This is a genomic window from Alteromonas macleodii, from assembly GCF_903772925.1.
Lineage (GTDB): Bacteria > Pseudomonadota > Gammaproteobacteria > Enterobacterales > Alteromonadaceae > Alteromonas > Alteromonas macleodii_A.
In genome coordinates this window covers 792,956-813,590 of the sequence record NZ_LR812090.1, presented here as the reverse complement: position 1 = coordinate 813,590, position 20,635 = coordinate 792,956, and the positions used below count along the sequence as shown (strand labels likewise).

20 protein-coding genes are annotated in these 20,635 nt (G+C 44.3%); 9 read left to right on the top strand and 11 right to left on the bottom strand.

Annotation, left to right across the window (positions count from 1 at the left end; all coding sequences use genetic code 11):
* The first annotated feature begins 1 nt into the window (after position 1).
* From lptB to mgtE, 7 genes are all read left to right on the top strand, one after another.
* Complete coding sequence (gene lptB / locus PCAR9_RS03620; RefSeq protein ID WP_118490207.1) at positions 2-727, top strand: LPS export ABC transporter ATP-binding protein; 726 nt, start codon at positions 2-4, stop codon at positions 725-727.
* Between the two features lie 73 nt (positions 728-800).
* Positions 801-2,282, top strand: a complete 1,482-nt coding sequence (locus PCAR9_RS03615) for an RNA polymerase factor sigma-54 (RefSeq protein WP_179982440.1) — start codon at positions 801-803, stop codon at positions 2,280-2,282.
* 30 nt (positions 2,283-2,312) lie between these two features.
* Positions 2,313-2,600 (top strand): ribosome hibernation promoting factor, encoded by a 288-nt coding sequence (gene hpf / locus PCAR9_RS03610; RefSeq protein ID WP_012517338.1) that lies wholly within the window; start codon positions 2,313-2,315, stop codon positions 2,598-2,600.
* Positions 2,601-2,613: 13 nt separating this feature from the next.
* A complete protein-coding gene (gene ptsN / locus PCAR9_RS03605) occupies positions 2,614-3,057 on the top strand; it encodes a PTS IIA-like nitrogen regulatory protein PtsN (RefSeq protein WP_118490209.1) in 444 nt (147 codons plus the stop codon).
* 83 nt (positions 3,058-3,140) lie between these two features.
* Positions 3,141-3,986, top strand: coding sequence for an RNase adapter RapZ (rapZ, locus tag PCAR9_RS03600; protein WP_179982439.1), 846 nt, complete (start codon positions 3,141-3,143; stop codon positions 3,984-3,986).
* Entirely contained in the window at positions 3,986-4,258 is a 273-nt protein-coding gene (locus PCAR9_RS03595) for an HPr family phosphocarrier protein (protein ID WP_179982438.1), read from the top strand. The genes rapZ and PCAR9_RS03595 overlap by 1 nt, the downstream gene beginning before the upstream one ends.
* A 175-nt stretch (positions 4,259-4,433) precedes the next feature.
* Positions 4,434-5,792 (top strand): magnesium transporter, encoded by a 1,359-nt coding sequence (gene mgtE, locus PCAR9_RS03590; RefSeq protein WP_179982437.1) that lies wholly within the window; start codon positions 4,434-4,436, stop codon positions 5,790-5,792.
* Between the two features lie 63 nt (positions 5,793-5,855).
* Here mgtE and PCAR9_RS03585 read toward each other — a convergent pair whose 3' ends face one another.
* Positions 5,856-6,608 carry a response regulator transcription factor gene (locus PCAR9_RS03585; protein WP_179982436.1) on the bottom strand — a complete coding sequence of 251 codons (753 nt, stop codon included), beginning with the start codon at positions 6,606-6,608 and terminating at the stop codon, positions 5,856-5,858.
* Positions 6,609-6,831: 223 nt separating this feature from the next.
* On the opposite strand from PCAR9_RS03585, the gene PCAR9_RS03580 reads away from it, so the two are divergent.
* Both PCAR9_RS03580 and PCAR9_RS03575 read left to right on the top strand, forming a co-directional pair.
* A complete protein-coding gene (locus PCAR9_RS03580) occupies positions 6,832-7,647 on the top strand; it encodes a spondin domain-containing protein (protein ID WP_179982435.1) in 816 nt (271 codons plus the stop codon).
* 12 nt (positions 7,648-7,659) lie between these two features.
* Positions 7,660-8,508 (top strand): spondin domain-containing protein, encoded by an 849-nt coding sequence (locus tag PCAR9_RS03575; protein WP_179982434.1) that lies wholly within the window; start codon positions 7,660-7,662, stop codon positions 8,506-8,508.
* 187 nt (positions 8,509-8,695) lie between these two features.
* Here the strand turns inward: PCAR9_RS03575 and PCAR9_RS03570 are convergent, their stop codons facing one another.
* The 10 genes from PCAR9_RS03570 to PCAR9_RS03525 all read right to left on the bottom strand — a co-directional run bounded on the left by PCAR9_RS03570 (position 8,696) and on the right by PCAR9_RS03525 (position 20,497).
* Positions 8,696-9,169 carry a ClpXP protease specificity-enhancing factor gene (locus PCAR9_RS03570; protein ID WP_179982433.1) on the bottom strand — a complete coding sequence of 158 codons (474 nt, stop codon included), beginning with the start codon at positions 9,167-9,169 and terminating at the stop codon, positions 8,696-8,698.
* Positions 9,166-9,798 (bottom strand): stringent starvation protein SspA, encoded by a 633-nt coding sequence (sspA, locus tag PCAR9_RS03565; RefSeq protein WP_012517332.1) that lies wholly within the window; start codon positions 9,796-9,798, stop codon positions 9,166-9,168. The genes PCAR9_RS03570 and sspA overlap by 4 nt, the downstream gene beginning before the upstream one ends.
* Before the next feature lie 167 nt (positions 9,799-9,965).
* Entirely contained in the window at positions 9,966-10,700 is a 735-nt protein-coding gene (locus PCAR9_RS03560) for a cytochrome c1 (protein ID WP_110288465.1), read from the bottom strand.
* Positions 10,697-11,962 carry a cytochrome b gene (locus PCAR9_RS03555; protein ID WP_110288466.1) on the bottom strand — a complete coding sequence of 422 codons (1,266 nt, stop codon included), beginning with the start codon at positions 11,960-11,962 and terminating at the stop codon, positions 10,697-10,699. Before PCAR9_RS03555 ends, PCAR9_RS03560 begins: the two co-directional genes overlap by 4 nt.
* Positions 11,963-11,967: 5 nt before the next feature.
* The gene (gene petA / locus PCAR9_RS03550; RefSeq protein ID WP_118490220.1) at positions 11,968-12,597 is read right to left on the bottom strand and encodes a ubiquinol-cytochrome c reductase iron-sulfur subunit; all 630 of its coding nucleotides are present in this window, start codon (positions 12,595-12,597) and stop codon (positions 11,968-11,970) included.
* A 350-nt stretch (positions 12,598-12,947) separates the two neighbouring features.
* On the bottom strand, positions 12,948-14,465 hold the full coding sequence (locus PCAR9_RS03545; protein ID WP_232091108.1) for an amidohydrolase: 1,518 nt from the start codon (positions 14,463-14,465) through the stop codon (positions 12,948-12,950).
* A gap of 2 nt (positions 14,466-14,467) precedes the next feature.
* Complete coding sequence (locus tag PCAR9_RS03540; protein ID WP_179982432.1) at positions 14,468-15,676, bottom strand: M14 family metallopeptidase; 1,209 nt, start codon at positions 15,674-15,676, stop codon at positions 14,468-14,470.
* 75 nt (positions 15,677-15,751) lie between these two features.
* Positions 15,752-18,877, bottom strand: a complete 3,126-nt coding sequence (locus tag PCAR9_RS03535; RefSeq protein WP_179982431.1) for a TonB-dependent receptor — start codon at positions 18,875-18,877, stop codon at positions 15,752-15,754.
* A 67-nt stretch (positions 18,878-18,944) separates the two neighbouring features.
* Positions 18,945-19,934 (bottom strand): FecR family protein, encoded by a 990-nt coding sequence (locus tag PCAR9_RS03530; protein WP_179982430.1) that lies wholly within the window; start codon positions 19,932-19,934, stop codon positions 18,945-18,947.
* A complete protein-coding gene (locus tag PCAR9_RS03525; protein WP_179982429.1) occupies positions 19,934-20,497 on the bottom strand; it encodes an RNA polymerase sigma factor in 564 nt (187 codons plus the stop codon). The genes PCAR9_RS03530 and PCAR9_RS03525 overlap by 1 nt, the downstream gene beginning before the upstream one ends.
* Between the last annotated feature and the right edge of the window lie 138 nt (positions 20,498-20,635).

Below are 20,635 nucleotides of genomic sequence, written 5' to 3'. Positions count from 1 at the left end.
AATGGCAACTTTGAGCGCTAAAAACCTTGCTAAATCGTATAAATCGCGACAGGTTGTTCGCGACGTAAGCCTTTCAGTGTCTACCGGTCAAATTGTTGGTCTTCTCGGCCCTAATGGAGCTGGTAAGACCACTACTTTTTACATGATTGTAGGTTTGGTCAACTTAGACAAAGGCAAGATCGAAATTGATGATAATGAGCTTACTCACCAGCCAATGCATGAGCGCGCACGCCGCGGTATAGGCTACCTCCCGCAAGAGGCATCAATATTTAGAAAGCTTACGGTACATGAAAATATCATGGCCATTTTGCAAACCCGTAAAGATTTAAATTCACAACAGCAAGAAGAAGAAGCAGATGCCCTACTTGATGAATTTAATATCAACCATATACGTAATAGTACGGGGATGAGTTTGTCAGGGGGAGAACGGCGTCGCGTAGAGATTGCACGAGCTCTGGCAGCAAAACCACAGTTTATTTTGTTAGACGAACCATTTGCCGGTGTTGATCCAATATCAGTTAATGATATAAAGAAGATAATACAGCATCTGCGAGATAGGGGTATTGGTATCCTTATCACGGACCATAACGTACGCGAAACATTGGATGTTTGCGAAAAAGCGTACATTGTGAGTCATGGCGAGCTTATTGCGCAAGGAACTGCGGAACAGGTTTTAAGTAATCAAAAAGTAAGGGACGTATACCTAGGCGAACAATTCAGGCTATAGTTAGTGTAACCGAATTGTCACTTTTCAGTTTCGCTCTGGTATATTTAATTTAGAGCATTTAAATAAGACGTAGATGAAACCATCTTTACAGCTAAAATTTAGCCAACAACTTACCATGACACCTCAGCTGCAGCAGGCCATTAAGCTGCTGCAGCTTTCTACGCTTGATCTTCAGCAAGAGATTCAAGAAGCGCTCGACTCTAATCCGCTTTTAGAAGTGGAAGAAGGTAACGACGAGCCACAAGTAGAAAAGAACAATGTCGATAGTGACGATAGCGCTGCTGAAGCGACAGCTTCTGCATCAAGCGACACGCTAGAAGCAGGAGATGCACTGGAGAAGAATGACCTTCCCGATGAGCTACCTATCGACAGCACTTGGGATGAGTATTATTCCGCTTCTTCTGCGCCTGCACCTGGTCCATCTAATGATGATGAACAAATCTTTCAAGGTGAAACCACTGAAGACATCCAAGAGCACTTGCTTTGGCAAATGCGCCTCACTCATTTTTCGGATACTGACCGCGCCATTGCTACTGCAATCATCGATTCGATTGACGAATCAGGTTATTTGACCGTTACTCTTGACGATATCTTAGAAGCGGTCAACGATGATGATCTTGAAGAGCCTATCGAAATGGACGAAATAGAATGTGTACTTAAGCGCATTCAAATGTTCGACCCCATTGGTTCAGGTTCTCGTACCCCTCAAGAATGTCTTATGGTGCAATTGCGCCAGTTTTCAGAAGACACGCCGTGGCTTTCTGAAGCGAAGCAGCTTATTGAGGAATATTCAGATTTACTGAGCAGTAAAGACTACCGCACCCTAATGCGTAAGAGCCGATTAAAAGAAGATCAGCTGCGCGAAGCAATGCGTTTACTTCAAACCTTGAATCCTCGCCCAGGTAGTGCTTTAGTTACTAAAGAGCCTGAGTACGTTATTCCTGATGTCTCAGTAACCAAGAAAAATGGCCGTTGGGTGGTTGAGCTGAACCCCGACAGTCTGCCGAAATTAAGCGTAAATCAACAGTACGCAGCAATGAGTCGCCGTGCTAAGAACAGTAGCGATTCACAATTCATCCGCTCACACATGCAAGAGGCCAAGTGGTTCATAAAGAGCCTTGAATCTCGTAACGATACCTTAATGAAGGTCGCAAATTGTATTGTGCAGCAGCAAATGGGCTTTTTTGAGCACGGCCCGGAAATGATGAAACCAATGGTGCTAAATGATGTCGCAGAAATGGTAGATATGCACGAATCGACTATTTCCCGTGTGACAACGCAAAAGTATATGCATACGCCTCGTGGTATCTTCGAATTGAAGTATTTCTTCTCAAGCCACGTAGCAACTGAGTCAGGTGGTGAATGTTCATCTACAGCGATTCGTGCATTGATCAAGAAGTTAGTGGCTGCGGAAAATCCTAGCAAGCCGCTAAGTGATAGCAAGATTGCTTCGTTGTTGGCAGAGCAAGGCATAAAAGTCGCTCGGCGAACAATAGCAAAATATCGGGAATCGTTATCGATCCCACCGTCGAACCAACGCAAAAGCCTTATTTAACTAGGCTTAAATATATAAGGAAGACGAAATATGCAAATCAACCTCACTGGTCATCATGTCGAAATCACCGACTCTTTGCGTAATTATGTCGATACGAAGTTCAGCAAACTTGAACGTCACTTTGATCACATTTCTAATGTGCATGTCATCCTGAACGTTGAAAAATTAAATCAAAAAGCCGAAGCGACTGTTCATTTAAGTGGCGCTGAAGTATTCGCATCCTCAGAAAATACCGACATGTATGCGGCGATTGACAGCATGGTTGATAAACTCGACCGGCAGGTAATCAAGCATAAGGAAAAACTGAAAAAACATTAGTAGTTAATTAAGTATGGATATACAAGCCATCGTAAGTCTGGACCGCACCGAGTGTGCGGTTCAGTGTAATAGTAAAAAGCGAATTCTTGAGATCATCGCTGATATCGCTGCCAAGCAAAATGATAACATCGACCAGGCAACGGTTTTAAATAGCTTAATGGCTCGAGAACGTATGGGTAGCACGGGTATTGGCAACGGCATAGCACTGCCTCACGGTCGCCTGGCTGGCCTTGAGAAGGTAATAGCAATTGTTGTAACAAGCACACCAGCTATCAACTTTGATGCCCTAGATGAAAAGCCCGTAGACATATTTTTTGCGCTACTCGTTCCCGAAGAGCAAACCGAAGGACACCTTCAAACACTGGCTACCGTAGCAGGTAAGCTCAGTGACAAAGAAACAATTAAAACAATACGCCGTGCAACAACCAGCGACGAGATTATTTCTGCATTAAGTTAAGCCATAAGAGCCTATACATTATAGATAGGCGCTTTATTCAACAACGCGTATGTGATGAAACCAGAATATAAGGGAGAGTTTAGGTGAAGCTGATCATAATCAGTGGTCGTTCAGGGTCTGGTAAGTCTGTCGCACTTCGCGCTTTGGAAGACTTAGGTTATTACTGTGTTGATAATATCCCAGTAAATTTGCTTCCCACCCTCACCCATACTGTTGTTGATGAATACGACCAAGTTGCAGTAAGTATCGACGTAAGGAATCTTCCCAAAAATCCAGATGACTTGGTAGAGATTCTAGATTATCTGCCTTCTTCTTGGTCGATGACTATAGTGTACATTGACGCAAGCGATGACGTACTGGTCAAGCGGTTTAGCGAAACTCGCCGTCTTCATCCTTTAGCTAAACTAAATAAGTCTCTATCAGAAGCTATCAGAGCAGAATCTGCGCTCCTTGCTCCTATTGCTGAACGCGCAGATTTATATTTAGACACAGATAAGCTTACCATTCACCAACTGGCAGAGTTAATTCGAGAGCGTATCCTGGGTAAGAAAAGCTCACGCCTTGTGCTTGTGTTTGAGTCGTTTGGCTTTAAACATGGCATTCCTAAAGACGCAGATTATGTTTTTGATGCGCGCTTCCTTCCCAACCCTCATTGGGAACCTGACCTTAGACACCTTACTGGGTTAGATGCCCCCGTGGAGGTATTTTTAGGCTCACAACCTGTAGTAACCAAATTTATCTGGCAGATACAGAACTTAATGACCACATGGCTTCCTCACCTAGAGCGCAACAATAGAAGCTATGTAACGGTAGCGATTGGTTGCACTGGCGGCCAGCACCGCTCTGTCTATATTGCCCAAACCTTGTCGAAAACCTTCAGTGAAATACATCCTGATGTTCAAATTCGTCACCGAGAGCTTAACCAGTAATGACTATTCAAAAAACGCTTACTATCGTTAATAAACTAGGTTTACACGCTAGAGCAGCCACGCAATTGGTTAAGCTTGCTAATCAATTTGATGCCAAAATCATTTTGAAAAAAGGTGATAAAGAAGCCGATGCAAGTAGCGTTTTAGGCTTGATGATGCTGGAAAGTCATCAGGGCGAACAGGTAGATGTTATTGTCGATGGTGATGACGCGGTCGATGCACTTGCTGCTATTGAAGAACTTATCGAGGGCAGATTTAACGAAGACGAATAGTCTCAACACGCTTCACTCTTGACGAATTAATCAACAGCTAACTTAGTAATTCCAAATTCTTGCGTAAAAGCCACGCAATTATCATGACAGACTTAATATAATTGCGATATTCTACGCACACTTAGGCTAAAACAGTCTCTATTTTTCCATCTCAGCATAGTAGGAATAACGCCTTATGGCAGAAGCGCTTGTTTCTAAATACGTACAAACCCAATTACGTGCACTCAACGCAGCGTTAATAAACGGTCAGTTTGTATCTGTACGTAAGCTTCTGCTTGAACTTCCTCCTTCAGACGTTGCGCATATTCTTGAGTCTAGTCCAAGCAGGACCCGTGATGAGTTGTGGGAGTTAATTGATAGCGATTTTCACGGCGACATTTTAGAAGAACTGTCTGACGATGTTCGAAACGGTATTATAACAAAGATGCTCCCCGCCAACGTGGTTGACGCACTTGAAGAGATGGATACCGATGATTTAGCAGAAACGCTGAGTAGTCTTCCTGAACCTGTGTTGGCAGACATTCTCGATTCAATGGATGCCCAAGACCGCGTACGTGCAGAGCAAGCACTGTCTTACGGTGAAGAAACCGCTGGTTTCATCATGAACACCGACACCATTACCTTGCGTCCTGATGTCACCATTGATGTGGTTCTACGTTACATTCGTTTAAAAGGTGAGTTACCAGAAAATACAGACACCTTCTATGTAGTAAATAGGACCGACAACCTAGTTGGTATTGTTCCGGTTACCCGTTTACTTACCGCAGATACCGACGACAAAGTGTCTGATGTTATGGATGAGGAATCTGAAGCGATTCCTGTGAATATGCCAGACGATGAAGTTGCTAGCCTTTTCGAGCGATATAACTGGCTTTCAGCGCCCGTAGTTGATGAGAATCATCGCTTAGTGGGCCGAATTACCATTGACGACGTGGTTGATATTATTCGTGAAGACGCCGAGCACTCAATGATGAGTATGGCGGGTCTTGATGACGACGAAGATACCTTTGCACCGGTTATGCAAAGTACCAAACGACGCTCGGTGTGGCTGGCGGTAAACTTGGTGACGGCGCTAATGGCCGCCATGGTGAGCGACTTATTCGAAGCAACACTCAGCCAACTGGCTGTGTTAGCTATATTAAATACCATTGTTCCCAGTATGGGCGGTGTAGCGGGTAACCAAACGCTGACCCTTGTTATTCGTGGTATGGCACTAGGCCATGTTAACGCAAGTAACTCACGATGGCTTATCAGTAAAGAGATATCCATCGGCTTTTTAAACGGTGCCATTTGGGCGGTGCTTATTGCCTCAGTCATTGCGTTATGGAAACAAGATTACATGCTCGGCGTAATTATTGCCTTTGCCATGATGGTAAATATGATTGCAGCTGCCTTAGCGGGTGCAACCTTACCTATGATCATGAAGCGTCTTAAGATAGACCCTGCCTTAGCAGGCAGTGTTATCTTAACTACGATAACTGATGTAGTGGGTATTTTTGCGTTCTTAGGTACTGCGACGCTGTTTTTAATTTAAGTCGGTGAAGATTACAAGATTACTTTGCTCCTACGGCTCAAGTAATTTTTTAAACTATATCGTTCAGGCGCTTAACGCCTTGGCTGTATACCCATTTACATTCAGTTTGTATCCGACGCCCCATACGGTTTGTACTAGCTGCCCACCATTTTCAATACTGTTAACCTTGTCAAGTTTAGAGCGAAGACGATTAATATGTGTGTTTACCGTATGCTCATAACCTTCATGGTTATAACCCCAAACCTCGCTAAGTAGCTGATTGCGGGAGAACACTTGATTGGGGTGACGACAGAAATAATTCAACAAGGTGAATTCGCGTGCCGTTAGTGCCAGTATTTGACCATTGATCGTCACGCTGTGATAACGCTGATCTACCCTAAGCGGGCCAATTTCGATGCGATATTCGCTACCATCGTTAGATCGCAAGGCTTCTTGGATGGGCATACTTCTTCGCATATGGGAACGAATACGTGCTGAAAACATACGCTCGTCAAACGTTCCTGTAAGGAAGTCATCGACACCTGCTTCATAGTAATTAGCCTCATCGACTGTATCCTCAGTCGTATCAGTTCTCGGCATATCACTTTCAACGGCCACCACCCAGCTCTCAGGGTTAGCTTCTACTAAACGTCTAATACGCTGCAGGCACATAGTATTACTGTGCGATTCGACAATAATAAGTGAATACTGCTGCGCCTTAAGCAAAGACTCTGCGGATTGAAAATTAGAGACTGTGTCGTAAAGAAAGCTATGCTTACTTAAGCATTGCGATATATTTTGTTGAAACTTATTTCCAGTGTAGATGATAAGGATCATATCTCGCTCCTAATTCGCCAATAAAAAGAAAGACCCGACCCTTCGTGTTTTTATTTCACATTAATAACAATTTTTTGACTGATAAATAAGCACTAAAAATTTCTAACAATATTGTTATTTATCGATACAAATCTGTGTGTTTTTTGTGATAGTTCTGTGATGAATTAAAAATTTTACTGCCCTAGATTTTTATGCGATTTAAGCCATAAACAAGGACAATAAAATGAAATTCACTAAACTTGCTAGCGCTACCCTACTGTCGCTCGCAACAATTTCAGTAAGCCAAGCCGTTACATTAGATGTTGAAATTACTAACTTAACCCAAGCGCAAAGCTTTACGCCGCGGCTAGTTATTGCGCACGATGACACCGTTGACGCTTTTGAAGTGGGACAGCCAGCTTCATCGGCTCTAGCGTGGCTTGCTGAAGCGGGTGTTATTGATGATGAACAAAACGCTGACTCAAGCGGAGCTAACTTTGAGGCGGTATTGGGTCCTGTCGATACAGACAATGGTTCAAATACATGGCATCGTTTTGGCGGCCTTCTAGCCCCGAAAGCAACATTAAGTTATCCCTTCGACACAATGGACAAGCCTTATCTTTCACTGCTGTCTATGTTGATACCAACCAATGATGCCTTCGTTGGTATGGACAGTATTGAGATCCCTACTGAACCTGGCACCTATACGTATTATCTTAATGCTTACGATGCTGGCACTGAGTTAAACGATGAGCTAAATAGTGCTCGTACTGACGTCGTTGAAGCCGGCACAGGAAATGCGCTAGGGGGTTATGGCGTTCCTGGTGTTGCTGGCGGTGGTGCACCAACTCGTATCGTTGACTTAGGTACGGGCGGCACAGGTGTGGGAGCACAGGTAGTTAATGGTGAAATAGAAGATGGTGAAGATGGTCCGGTACACATTCACCGCAATGCGCTTGGTGACACCGACAATGCTTCAGGTGCAAGTGATTTAGATTCAACTGTACACCGTTGGTTAAACCCCGTTGCACGTGTTGTTATAACTGTTCCTGCATCTTAAGGAGCTATTACTATGACTAATCCAATAGTAAAACTCAGTACGTTATTAATGTTATCAGCTCTTTTGGCGGCGTGCGGCGACGATGGTGATACAGGACCTCAGGGGCCAGCTGGACCACAAGGTGAAGCTGGAATCGACGGTCAAGATGGTGCCGATGGTGAAGACGGTGCAGATGGACAAGACGGTATTAACGGTAATTCAGCGGTTTATACCGTACAAATTACCAACTTAACCTACTCTCAGCCCTTTGCACCTGCTGCAGTCATCTTGCATGAACCAGGCTTCCATTCATTTAGTGAGGGCGAGCCAGCCAGCATGGGTATTGAAATTATGGCTGAGGGCGGTGATCCCTCGATGGTAATCAGTGAAGCAGCAGAGTCTACTGACTTTTTAGATGCGCTAAGTTCAGAGGGAATACTGGGCCCTCGCTCAATGGGGACAGAGCTAACTCTTGTGGTTCCAGAACTCGATGCTGACAACCTGCGCCTTACAGTAACGACCATGCTGGTCAACACTAACGACGCATTTACTGGCTTAAACGCTGCAAATGTAAGCAACATGGCGGTTGGTGATACAAAAACGTTCATGACAGTGACCTGGGATGCGGGTACAGAAGCAAATACAGAAACTGCAGCCACTATGCCTGGCCCCGCCGCTAGTGCAGCGGGTGGCGGCGGAGCAGCCGCAGGTTATGATGTAGTGAGGGATGACTTTGCCGATGCAGTAAGACTTCACCAGGGTGTAGTTACCAGTGCAAACGCTAATGATCCAAGCCGTGAAGGCCTGTCTACATCGGTACTAACCGAGGCCCATCGCTTTGATTTCCCAACGAGCCGCGTGGTGATTACCCGAACCCGTTAAATGTTCAAACGCAGTACCATGTGAAAGCGCCCTATTACGCAGGTAATGGGGTGTTTTTACTTTTGTGTCAAAGGAAATCTTTAAACATTAAAGCGAGATGCAGCTTAACGGGAATGGGAAAGAAAAAGCACTGGCTTTGCTGAGTAGATAAACTTCACAAAGCCAGGCTAATACGTTATTTGATAAGCTACTTAATAACCTTTAAGCTAGGCTTACCCTTTTTAGGGGGGACAGGCGCATCTTGAACATCGCTAGAGTCAGCGTCTTCCAGAGGCGTTGGTCCGCTCGGTTGAGACACATCTTCAGGTGCTTCAGTGCGCTCTTTCTGCGCGCGGGCAATATCTTCTTCGGTGGCAAATACTGTACCTGCACCGTTTTCCCTTGCGTATATAGCCATCACAGCTTCACAAGGCATACTCAATCTTCTGGGCTGGCCAGAAAAACGTGCTTGAAACGACAAGCCGTCTAAATCGAGAGAGAAATTAACACACGCACTTGGCGATACGTTTAAAACAATTTGACCGTCTTTAACAAACTCTTGCGGCACTTCTACCAACTCGTTAGTTGCATCAACCACAATGTACGGCGTCAAATCGTTATCAACAATCCACTCATAAAAAGCCCTAAGCAAATAGGGCTGGTTTGACGTCATAGATGTCATAGCGGGTTGTGGATCTCGCGCTCTTGGTCAGTCAAAGATGCTTTAAATGAACTACGAGAGAAAATGCGGTTCATGTAAGCGTTAATTTCTTTGCTGCCAGCACCGTTTAGTTCAATGCCTAGTGCAGGAAGACGCCACAATAGCGGAGCAAGGTAGCAGTCAACTAAGCTGAACTCTTCGCTCATGAAGTAAGGCATTTCACCAAATACAGGGGCAAGTGAAAGCAAGGCTTCACGCAACTCATTACGTGCTGCTTCTACGTCACCTTCACCACGGAAGATACGAGCAGCAAGCGAGTACCAATCTTGCTCAATGCGGTGCATCATAAGACGGCTTTGGCCACGTGATACAGGGTAAACCGGCATTAGTGGTGGATGAGGGAAACGCTCATCAAGGTATTCCATGATGATATGCGACTTGTAAAGTACAAGTTCGCGATCAACTAGAGTTGGAACAGTACCGTAAGGGTTAAGCTCCAACAGATCTTCAGACAGGTTGCTAGGATCTGTGTAGCTGATTTCAACACCCACACCTTTTTCTGCCAACACAATGCGCACCTGGTGGCTATAAATATCAATTGTGTCAGAGAACAACGTCATAATAGAACGTTTATTCGCGGCTACGGCCATTCAATTTCCTCCGTCGAGAAACAAGTTTACGCTTACAAACGGTAAGCTTATTACGTTAACTCGTGCTACCTGAACACTCTATACAAAAGGGTTTTCAGGTAGCACGAGTAAATACCAAAAAAGGGGGCGAGAAGCCCCCTTTTCATATTATACATAAATCTGTGCGATTAGTGCACTTCTCGCCAGTATTCTTTCTTCAGTAAGTAAACAAATACAAACAATACTGCGATAAAGATAAGTACCCACTTACCGATTTTGTGAGATTCCAGTTTTGAAGGCTCACCCGTGTACTCTAGGAAGTTCACGATATCGGCAACAGCTTGGTCATACTCGTCAGGAGACATTGCGCCAGTACCATCTGACTTAATACCTACATAACGCTTAACCATTTCACCATCAACCATTTGCTCTTCATAAGTGCGCGTAGGCGTACCTTGAAGTGGTTGTAGTACGTGCGGCATACCTACTTCTGGGAATACTGTGTTGTTAACACCAAACGGGCGGCTCTCGTCTACATAGAAAGAACGCAAGTAAGTGTAGATCCAGTCTTCACCACGAACACGTGCAACAAGCGTAAGATCAGGTGGAGCAGCACCGAACCAGCCAGCTGCGGCTTCTTCGGGCATTGCACGAGTGATGTAATCAGATACTTTTTCACCCGTGAACTGCAGGTATTCTTGACCTAGTTCGTCAGGAATACCCAAGTCTTGGAATGAACGCTGATAACGCTGGTACTTCATCGAGTGACAGCCTAAGCAGTAGTTCATGAACAACTGTGCACCACGCTGTAAAGACGCCTTATCGGATAAGTCGATAGGCGCTTTATCAAGGTGTACGTTTCCACCTGCCGCAAGCGCTACGCCAGGTAGGAAGAAGGCTAAAAAGCACATCATTTTTTTCATTTAGAAATCCTCTCTGGCACAGGTTTAGTGTTTTCGTTTTTGCTGTACAAGAACAATGCAATGAAGAAACCGAAGTACATTACTGTAGCAACTTGCGACGCAATGATTTTCCAGTTTTCTTGTGGCGTACCACCTAAGTAACCTAGGAAGATAAACACAATTGCAAACACAATAAGGTTTACTTTGTGCAGACCACAGCGATAGCGCCATGACTTAACGCGACCACGGTCTAACCAAGGCAGAGCGAATAGCGCAGCAATTGCACCGAACATAGCTAGTACACCGAACAACTTATCAGGTACCGCTTTCAAAATTGCGTAGAACGGCGTGAAGTACCACACTGGGAAGATATGCTCAGGTGTTTTCAACGGGTTAGCAATTTCAAAGTTAGGATGCTCTAGGAATTTACCGCCCATTTCAGGGGCAAAGAACAACACATAAGTAAATAGCGCTAAGAAAATACAGAATGCCACAAGGTCTTTAAGTACGATGTGTGGGAAGAACGGCAATACGTCATCAGCAATGTCGTACTTGCTTGTGTAGTATTCATGGATTTCATATTTGGTCTTTTCAGACTCTGGCAATGAACCTTTCTTGTGCTTAATTGCAATACCATCTGGGTTGTTAGAACCCACTTCGTGTAGCGCGATAATGTGAAGGAACACAAGAATAACGATAACTAAAGGCAACGCAATAACGTGTAATGCGAAGAAGCGGTTAAGTGTTGCGCCAGAGATAACGTAGTCACCCTGTAGCCAGATAACCAAATCAGGACCAACAACAGGGATAGCGCCAAATAGCGATACGATTACCTGTGCACCCCAGTAAGACATTTGTCCCCAAGGTAGTACATAACCCATGAATGCTTCAGCCATAAGCGCTAGGTAGATAAACATACCAAACACCCACAGAAGCTCACGAGGCTTCTGGTAAGAACCGTAAATCATGCCGCGGAACATGTGTAGATATACCACAATAAAGAACGCTGATGCGCCAGTACTGTGCATGTAACGAATGATCCAACCGTAGTCGATCTCACGCATGATGTATTCAACAGAGGCAAACGCGCCTTCTGAAGATGGAACGAAATTCATGGTTAACCAAATACCAGTAACAATTTGGTTTACCAAAACGATAGTCGCTAGAAAACCGAACACATACCAAAAGTTCATGTTCTTTGGAGCAGGATATTGAAGAGCGTGCATATTCGCAACGCGCATCATTGGGATGCGTTCTTCAATCCAACCTAGGAAAGCATTCATAATAATTAAGCCTCCGCTTCTGAACCGATGATGATGTTATTGTCATCAACGAATTGATATGGCGGTACAACTAAGTTTAATGGTGCCGGTACGTTTTGGAATACACGTCCTGCCATATCAAACTTAGAACCGTGGCATGGGCAGAAGAAACCATCTGGCACACCCTCAACCACTTCTTCGAAAGCGCCGTCTTTAAGGTGCTGTGGAGAGCAACCTAGGTGCGTACAGATACCCACTAGAATCAGGTATTCTTCTTTCATCGAACGGAAACGATTTTGAGCAAAAGTAGGTTGCTGCTCAGCTTCAGAGTTAGGATCTTTCAGCTTATCTTCGTGTGTGCCTAGTTCTTCAAGAATCTCAGGCGTACGACGTACAATCCATACAGGCTTGCTTCGCCACATTACACGTACTAATTGTCCAGGCTCAATCCCGCTGATATCTACTTCAACGTCAGCACCGGCTGCTTTCGCTTTGGCGCTTGGATTCCAGGACGCAATAAAAGGCACAGCAGCACCAACGACACCTACACCACCAACTACCGACGTGGCTACGGTCAAGAACCGACGACGAGTGTTGTTTTCTGGCTGGTTTTCATTGTGTGCAGACTCTGTTGCATCTACAGATACATTGCTCATCCACATTTCTCCAGGTTTGGATAATTATGATGTGTAACCCAAGCTTATACTGGTTTTATCACGCTTGCGTCATGCATCATATGGCTTGTCATGACAGCAACGTAACAGCAAAAATTTACTGGTTTACGAGGTCACGAAAGTTTTCAAAATTTTCGACCGCAAATGATAAAAGAAAAGCCCTTATAAACACAAGGTTTTACTGATATTTAAGCGATAATTTAATCTGGGGTCATCGTTAAAAATTAGCGAGTGTTCGGAATAGAATCAAGAATTTGACCGAGATTCGGCCAAACCTCTTAGTTACATTACAAGATTGTTATAAACCTCTGACGCAGTAGTACGAGAATATTCTACTTACGATAATCAAGTGCTGGTGCTCTCTGCCCAAGCATGGGTTCATAGTTCAACGTACTTTTTCGTTGCTGAAACTCTTGCTTCGCTTTACTGATATTTTCAGGTTCAGAGAAAAGGGATATAGCAGTTTGCGTGATGACCTCACTGGCCAAGTACATACCTTTGTAACCTATATCAGTACCACTCATTGCTGATGCCTGCCAGGTATGGGGTGGAGTTCCTTTTACCCAGGTGGCGATAGATACTCCCACGGTAGGCACTTGCCAACTCACATCACCAACATCAGTTGATGCAGACCAAACAGTAATCTTTTCATCGAAGGGCTCTGGAGTGCTGTGAGCATTGTGATTAAAGGACTGCTCGCGCGTGCGACTTATTTCGCTAGCAAACTGTTGCTCGCTTTTAGTCAAAATAATCGGAGGTGCGGCGTCAATGTGCTTGTGCATTAATTTTGATAAGGTCACATTAGGTAATACATTCCACACCCCACCTGTGACTTCCCAATTAACACGGGTTTCAGTACCAAGTGCTGCTCCCTCCGCCGCTTTTTCCAATCTATCCCACAGTGACAGCACAACAGTTGGCTGTGCTGAGCGTACGTAATAATACACTTCGGCGAAGTCCGGCACTACATTGGGCGCAGTTCCGCCGTTAGTGATGACATAGTGAATTCTCGTGCCATCTGGTACATGCTCACGCATTAAGTTTACCATCATGTTCATAGCTTCTACGCCATCTAATGCCGAACGCCCTTTATCTGGCGCAGCAGCAGCATGCGCGGCAATCCCATAAAAGCGAAACTTACCACTTTTGTTGGCCAGCGAAGATGATGGTGAAGAAGTCGTGCTATCCGATGGGTGCCAATGGAGGGCAACATCTACGTCTTCAAATACGCCAGCTTTCACCAAATAAACTTTCCCTGAGCCCCCTTCTTCAGCGGGTGCGCCGAAAACCTTCAGAGAACCTTGATTTGGATGGGAATCGAGATAATCAGCCAAGCTAAGCGCAGCACCTATTATCCCGCCGGCAAACAAGTTGTGTCCACAAGCATGACCTGCGTGAACATGTCCGTTAGTGCTAATCGGCTGTTTATCAGACGTATTTAAAACCCCCATGCTGGGTAGGGCATCCATTTCGGCGAGCAAGCCGATAACAGACTTATGCACACCTTCTTCTGCCTGGCCTACTGGGTTGTACTGCGCAATGAATGCAGTGGGCATTCCCGCAATACCGGCCGTTACTTTGAAACCACGCTTAATTAGCGTCTGTTGCATTAATGCGCTGCTGTTGTGCTCTAGAAAACCCAGTTCAGGTTTTTCCCACATAGTTTTAGCAATATGCTTCATTGTACTTTGATGAACAAAAGTACGCGCGGCTTTAGAGTCTATCGCCGAAACATCCGTTTGCTCTATACTTTCAGCCCTAACAGGGCCTGCAACACTAATCGAGGACATGAGAACTGCGATAGCAAGTTTATGGCGAAGCGCTTTGGGTTTATTTGTGCGTAAATGCATAATCATTGCTCACAACTTGCTGCTTCGTCTGCACACGCTTTAATATAAAATTCTTCAGCAGGAGTGGCAATTAACGTATCGATAAGCGTATTGGCGGCGTGTTTAGCAACGTAGCGAGTTTTCTCATTCGGCTCATTATCACCAACTTCATAGGTAACACCATGCACGTGATAAACATCAGCAAAAAACTGTTTAAAAACGCCTTTACCTGGTGAAGTGCCAGGTTTATCTACGACTTTAAACACGCCTTTGGTTTGTGTTTGCAAGTCGGCCAACCAACCTACAACCATGTCGCTAGGGGCGATACTTTCATCTACCGGAATGGTGTAAAAAACATTGTTGTGGGTAGAATGAAAGTCCATACCCATTACAATTTTCCCGCCAGCATTCGTGATTTTATCTAGATATGTTTTCACTGCTTTGGTCTCTGGTTGAGAGAAGACATTCCAATCGCGGTTTAGATCTTTATGCCCAACACTATGTCGCCAATGACCATTGGCTACACCATCAGGGTTTATGTTCGGAACAACCAGAACATTAAAGCGCGACAAGAACGCATTGTTTTCAGATGTAATGGATAAGAATTGATTTAGAAAAGAGAACATGGCTACCGCGCCTGTTACTTCTGGTGGATGTTGACGACCAACGAAAATAACCCACTCGGTGTTTTCAGGCTTTTCAAGAGCAAATGCAGAAAGTGTGCGGCCTTCGGTAGATTTACCAATCGTAAACGGCTTAATGCCAAAGTCTTGCTCTGCTTGTTTTAGCCAGTTTGTGTAAACAGAATTTGGAATTGGACGCTGGGCAGCCACATACAGTGGCTGCTTTGATACCGGCAAAGTTAGTGTCATGCCCTGCTCTGTGGTATCAAACGCGGTTATCTTCCAGCTTTTTCGATCGTAACTCACTTTAGGTAAATACCTTGGCGTATAACCATCAAAGGTCAGCACTACGTCTACTTTTCCTGCTTGTTTTGACAATAAATCACCTGCTGCGGTAACACTAAAGTAATACCAAGGGCTAGGATTTATAGGCTTATCTTCTGGTAAGAAGCTCAATACATAGGTGCCGTTTTCGTCGACTTCACAGGAATCTAATTTTCCGGCTTCAAAATCTGCAGAAAAAGTAACGCCCTTGAATTCGCACGCCAATGTAATGGCGGAAGCAAGAAGGGAGACAAACCCCAATGCAATGACAAATAATCGAAACATGATATCTCCATGAAATAAGCGCCTCCTAATGGTAGACGCCTCTTTATGATGTAAAAGTAGGAAAAGTTTTTTAACTTAAAATTTATGATTAAGTGTTACGTAGGTATAACGGCCAATCGATGAATGAAGGCTACTGCTAAAACCAAAGGTTTCATCGGCAAACGGCGGTTCTTCGTTAGTCAGGTTACGCATGCCTACGGTCACTTTCGTTTTTCCGCTAAACAATGCATCTTTACTAAAGCGGTAACTTACGTACGCATCTAACGTTGACCAGTCATCAATGACGTAAGTCACTAAATCGCCTGAATCGTCGGTATAATTTAAGCTAGTGTCTTCAACATCACTAACGTAACGATATTTAAGTCCAGCACGCCATGCATCTCGAGAATAGGTTAGCGATAAATTAGCCCGCCATTTTGGGCGTTCGTTTTGACGAATAAGGTCGCCATCGCTACCAAATATGGCAACTTGCTCCCCTTCGTACAATAACGCTTCGTTTCCAGCTTCTTGTGCTGCAACCACTAGGTCTGTGATATCGTCTGCCCCTTGATCAAACTTTCTCAAGTTGGCGGCACTGAGCTTAATGGAAAAATCACCTACTTCAGTTTCAAAACGGTAATCAGCACTGTAATCGATACCAGAAATGTCTCTTGGTAGTAAGTTAGTGTAATCATTTCGAATATATATAATTTCGTCATTTTCATCACGAACCACATTTTCATTCGAGCCACCCTGGCTACGTAATAGCGCATCATACAAAATTTGTGTTTGGCTATTTAAAATACCCACCGTGTTCTCTTGTTTGATTTGCCACCAATCGACTGTAAGGGTTAACTCTTTGGTAGGCGTAAGTACTACGCCAAACGAGTAATTTTCACTTTCTTCGGGGCTTAAGGTATCGCTACCATTTCGAAGTTCTAGCGTACCACGATTCGTTTGTGTCAACGGATCGGTTCTGGTATTAGAACGGGCAACATTTACTGCTGTGGTTTGTGGCAACCCTGGCGCTTTAAAGCCCCCTGAATATGCACCACGAATTAATGCGTTTTCATTTACCGTCCATGCAAGGGCAAATTTAGGTTTAAATACACTGCCTACGTCAGAGAAATCTTCGTAACGCCCGGCTACCTGTAAATTTAAATTTTCAACAAACGGTTTATCGGCCAACAGTGGAATAACAAATTCCGCGTACGCAGATACCACATTGCGACTTCCGCTAGCATCTGGCGTAGGGCTACTTCCTAATACTTGGCTAGCAATTTCGGACGAAGTGCCACCCACTAAGTCACTGAAAAACAATGTGCCATTCAAATCATCGGTACGTTTGTCAAAAAAGCTTTCATAGCGATATTCAATACCTGCGGCAAAACCTACATCACCGGCGGGTAAACTAAATAAATCTGGTCGAGATACTTTGGCGTCAATTGAAGCAAGTTCTGTTTCTGACTCCCGCTCAACATCCACCATAAAGCTGTCGATAACACTTTGAGATACCGGCGTATCATCGACCGTATTTGGGTTAGTCACACTGGCGCCGCTAAAAATATTGTAAGCCGTGCTTTCATCAGTACTATTAGCCGCTTGTTGGAACAAGGTGGTGTTAATTCGATTTGCGGTATCGATAGTATTGGCTTTTGAATACAACACGGCGGAATCGAAGTCCCAATCACCGATATAACCACGAGAGCCTGCTAATAAACGATAGCTGTAATCATCGACTTCGATATTTCGAGGGTCTGTATCAATGGGACGATAGCGACGAACAGTCACGTCTTCACCAAAAGGGTTGTAAAATGCATCAGCAGAAACTGTAAAACGCTGTGCTGTTAGATTGCCCGATTGTTCACGAATACGTTTTGCTGTTGCTGAGTAGTAAAGGGCTTCACCGTATATCTCAACATCATCATTGATTTGGTGATTCACCAAGGTGTATAGATTGAGCCTATCGACTTCCGAGCTCAAGCTACGTTGTGAGTTTGAGTCGAAGCGCATATCTCGAGGCGTTGATCCAGAAGACGCGCACACATCGCCACTAACTTCCGCAACACAATCGTCGTATGACGTTGGCTCAAGGTGAAAGGTGCCTAGACTGTCTGAGGAAAATTCACCCCATGGCGTTACCGTTGAGCGATTATCTAGTTGTGTATCGCCAACAAAATCAGCAGGCACTTCGCTGTAGTTACGTAAGTCAGAACTGGCAGAATAATCCCGCTCACTCGCCATAACCATATCGCGATGATAGTACCCACCACTAAAAGTAACGTGAGTTTTATCATTGTTAAATAACCAACCACCAGCGCCGGATAAATTGATTTGGTCACGACCTGTACCCTGACTACTGCCATAATGAGCTTGAAGCTCACCGCCCGTATACTTGTCGTCTAAAACATAATTTACTACACCTGATATGGCGTCAGTACCGTAAATAGCTGCAGCGCCATCGCGTAACACTTCAACACGTTTTAGTCCTTTAACTGGAAGCGTATTTGAGTTCACGGTAGTAACAGGTACTAAGTTTTCGGCTTGCGTACCTGGGTGTAGCACTAATCGGCGACCGTTCAACAGCGTAAGCGTATAACCTGTGCCTATACCACGTAGGTTTACTGATGAGACATCGCCACGTGCGTCGTTAACACCACCAACTACACGCTCGCTATTAAAATTTACAGCACCTTGTTGCGGTAACTCCGCTAAAATTTCAGCGCCACTGCTTAAGCCTAAACCGTCAATATCTTCAGATGACATCATGGTGACGGGCAATGCGCCAGTATCTTGCATCCCACGGATGTTTGAGCCAGTAACCTGAATACGCTCTACACTTGCTTCTTGTTTCTGAACGTTAGCAGTAACGGGAGCGGCAGAAGGGTTTTGTGGTTGGTTTTTCTCTTCGCTTCCAATCGGTGTAACAATATAGGTACTTTTAGAGGTTTGCTTGTAGATGAAGCCAGTACCTTCAAGCAAGGTAGAAAGTGCTTCTTGCACATCCATACTACCTTCTAGCTTAGGGGCTAATGTTTGCTTTATTCTAGCGTCTGAAAACAAAATTTGAATTTCACTGTGCTGTGCCAGTGAGAGTAATGCGTTATCAAGTGTAGTAGCTTGAATTGAAAGGTTATCTATTTGCTGTGCATTTAAGCCTGAGCTTAGTGACAATGCGACACACAGGGCTAACGTACTTGTTGTGGTTTTTGGCAACTTCATGGCTGCTCCTATAGTATTTTAATGTGTTCCCTTTTAGTTAATACGCAGCCAAAAACAAAACCCTCCGCTATTTCTTCACTAGTTTTATATTTTCTTCATCTCTTTTCGCTTCTATCGGCAAGGTTGCTTCAAGTGCCGTTAAAATCGCATCGCCATCTGACAGCTTAAAAACGCCACTGATACGCAAATCGGCTACATCCTGACTAATCACTATTTTTTTGCTTCTATAGCGGTTAAAACTAGCAATAACTTTATCTAACCGTTCTTCATCAAAACGTAAGTAACCCGTACGCCAACTTTGCGCTTTTACTACACTGTCCACATTTTCTTTAGCGATAAGTGCACTGGTATCATTGAATGATGCAACTGCGCCGGCTTCCAATAACACTTGGGTATCACCTTTCGCTGGTTTGTCGGTGTTCGACCCTGCCTTTTCTTCAATGGCGACAATACCTTCTTCTACGGCTATATCAAACCCAGACTGTGACAGCTTAATATTAAACTTCGTCCCTACGACTCTCACTGTTTTATTTACGGTATGAATTAAAAATGGACGGGAGCGATCTTTAGCAATATCAAAAAATGCCTCACCGTGTTCTAGCCAAAGCTCTCTGTGCGCTTCGCTAAACTCTATATTAATGCGGGTATCTGTATTTAACGTAATGGTAGAGCCATCTGGTAATCCAACATTGCTCACCTCGCCGATGGCAGTGGAATAACTATTGGCAAGCTCACTGTTAGCAATACGTTCGTCAGGCGCATCATAATGCGTGATGAGTAAAAAGCAGAATGATGCTACAACAATAGATGCGGCTAGATAGCGCATGCGATAGAAACGTTTTTCCAACTTTTGGCGCCACCCTATATGAGGCGCAATGTGAACAGAGCTCTCCCATACTAAAAGCGCATCGTCAAAAGCTGCTTGATGGGAGGCTTTTGCATCGCACCATGCAAGGATCTCACTTTCTTCTTTAGCTGTCAGTTCACCAGAGTAAAGACGCACAACGTAATCACTTGCACGTTTATTGATTGAATGCTGGTTCAAAGCCGTAGCCATTAATCTTGCACCTTATTTCGAATAGCCGTCAATGCGGCCGAAATGTATTTTTCTACTGTACTAACAGAAACGCCTAATATATCGCTGATTTCCCGATAAGCTTTACCTTCAACACGGCAAAGTACAAACGCAGATTTGTGATGAGGATTAATATTTTCAAGCACACTTTCAATTTCAATGAGTTTCTCAGCTATCCCTGCGTGCTTCTCGGGTTCATTGTTCCACGTAGAGTATAGGGTATCAGAAAATGGTTCATGCGCTTCATGAGCACGTACCTTTGCTCGCCGTTCTCTATCGATGATTAAATTGGTGACAACGGTAAACAAGAAACTTCTAAACGTATCTTGGCGCGCTTCAATCTTTTTAGCCATTCCATCTAGTGAAAACAGTTTGGCGTACATTTCTTGGAGAATATCTTCCACTTCCGAGGAGTTAGCTCGTGCCCTTACTCGAATAAACCGACGAAGTGCCGGTTCATGCTCAGAAATGAGGTGGTAGAGCGTAGAGTTGTCGCTTTGAGATTGCGCTATAGCTGATTGAGTATTTAAATAAACAACTTTCACACTGATTCTTCATTCATTTCTGGCCTACTTATTAATACGCAGTGAAGCATAAATCCCTCCACCTTTTTTTATTTTATTTCTAGCCAGAAAATAAAAAACCCGGCATAAGCCGGGTTTTTGCAATACAAAAAACGTAAA

Excerpts from the sequence above, each read along its gene's own strand:
- lptB (WP_118490207.1), top strand. The coding sequence starts at position 2 with ATGGCAACTTTGAGCGCTAAAAACCTTGCTAAATCGTATAAATCGCGA.
- PCAR9_RS03615 (WP_179982440.1), top strand. The coding sequence starts at position 801 with ATGAAACCATCTTTACAGCTAAAATTTAGCCAACAACTTACCATGACA.
- hpf (WP_012517338.1), top strand. The coding sequence starts at position 2,313 with ATGCAAATCAACCTCACTGGTCATCATGTCGAAATCACCGACTCTTTG.
- ptsN (WP_118490209.1), top strand. The coding sequence starts at position 2,614 with ATGGATATACAAGCCATCGTAAGTCTGGACCGCACCGAGTGTGCGGTT.
- PCAR9_RS03595 (WP_179982438.1), top strand. The coding sequence starts at position 3,986 with ATGACTATTCAAAAAACGCTTACTATCGTTAATAAACTAGGTTTACAC.
- mgtE (WP_179982437.1), top strand. The coding sequence starts at position 4,434 with ATGGCAGAAGCGCTTGTTTCTAAATACGTACAAACCCAATTACGTGCA.
- PCAR9_RS03585 (WP_179982436.1), bottom strand. The coding sequence starts at position 6,608 with ATGATCCTTATCATCTACACTGGAAATAAGTTTCAACAAAATATATCG.
- PCAR9_RS03580 (WP_179982435.1), top strand. The coding sequence starts at position 6,832 with ATGAAATTCACTAAACTTGCTAGCGCTACCCTACTGTCGCTCGCAACA.
- PCAR9_RS03575 (WP_179982434.1), top strand. The coding sequence starts at position 7,660 with ATGACTAATCCAATAGTAAAACTCAGTACGTTATTAATGTTATCAGCT.
- PCAR9_RS03570 (WP_179982433.1), bottom strand. The coding sequence starts at position 9,169 with ATGACATCTATGACGTCAAACCAGCCCTATTTGCTTAGGGCTTTTTAT.
- sspA (WP_012517332.1), bottom strand. The coding sequence starts at position 9,798 with ATGGCCGTAGCCGCGAATAAACGTTCTATTATGACGTTGTTCTCTGAC.
- PCAR9_RS03560 (WP_110288465.1), bottom strand. The coding sequence starts at position 10,700 with ATGAAAAAAATGATGTGCTTTTTAGCCTTCTTCCTACCTGGCGTAGCG.
- PCAR9_RS03555 (WP_110288466.1), bottom strand. The coding sequence starts at position 11,962 with ATGAATGCTTTCCTAGGTTGGATTGAAGAACGCATCCCAATGATGCGC.
- petA (WP_118490220.1), bottom strand. The coding sequence starts at position 12,597 with ATGAGCAATGTATCTGTAGATGCAACAGAGTCTGCACACAATGAAAAC.
- PCAR9_RS03545 (WP_232091108.1), bottom strand. The coding sequence starts at position 14,465 with ATGCATTTACGCACAAATAAACCCAAAGCGCTTCGCCATAAACTTGCT.
- PCAR9_RS03540 (WP_179982432.1), bottom strand. The coding sequence starts at position 15,676 with ATGTTTCGATTATTTGTCATTGCATTGGGGTTTGTCTCCCTTCTTGCT.
- PCAR9_RS03535 (WP_179982431.1), bottom strand. The coding sequence starts at position 18,877 with ATGAAGTTGCCAAAAACCACAACAAGTACGTTAGCCCTGTGTGTCGCA.
- PCAR9_RS03530 (WP_179982430.1), bottom strand. The coding sequence starts at position 19,934 with ATGGCTACGGCTTTGAACCAGCATTCAATCAATAAACGTGCAAGTGAT.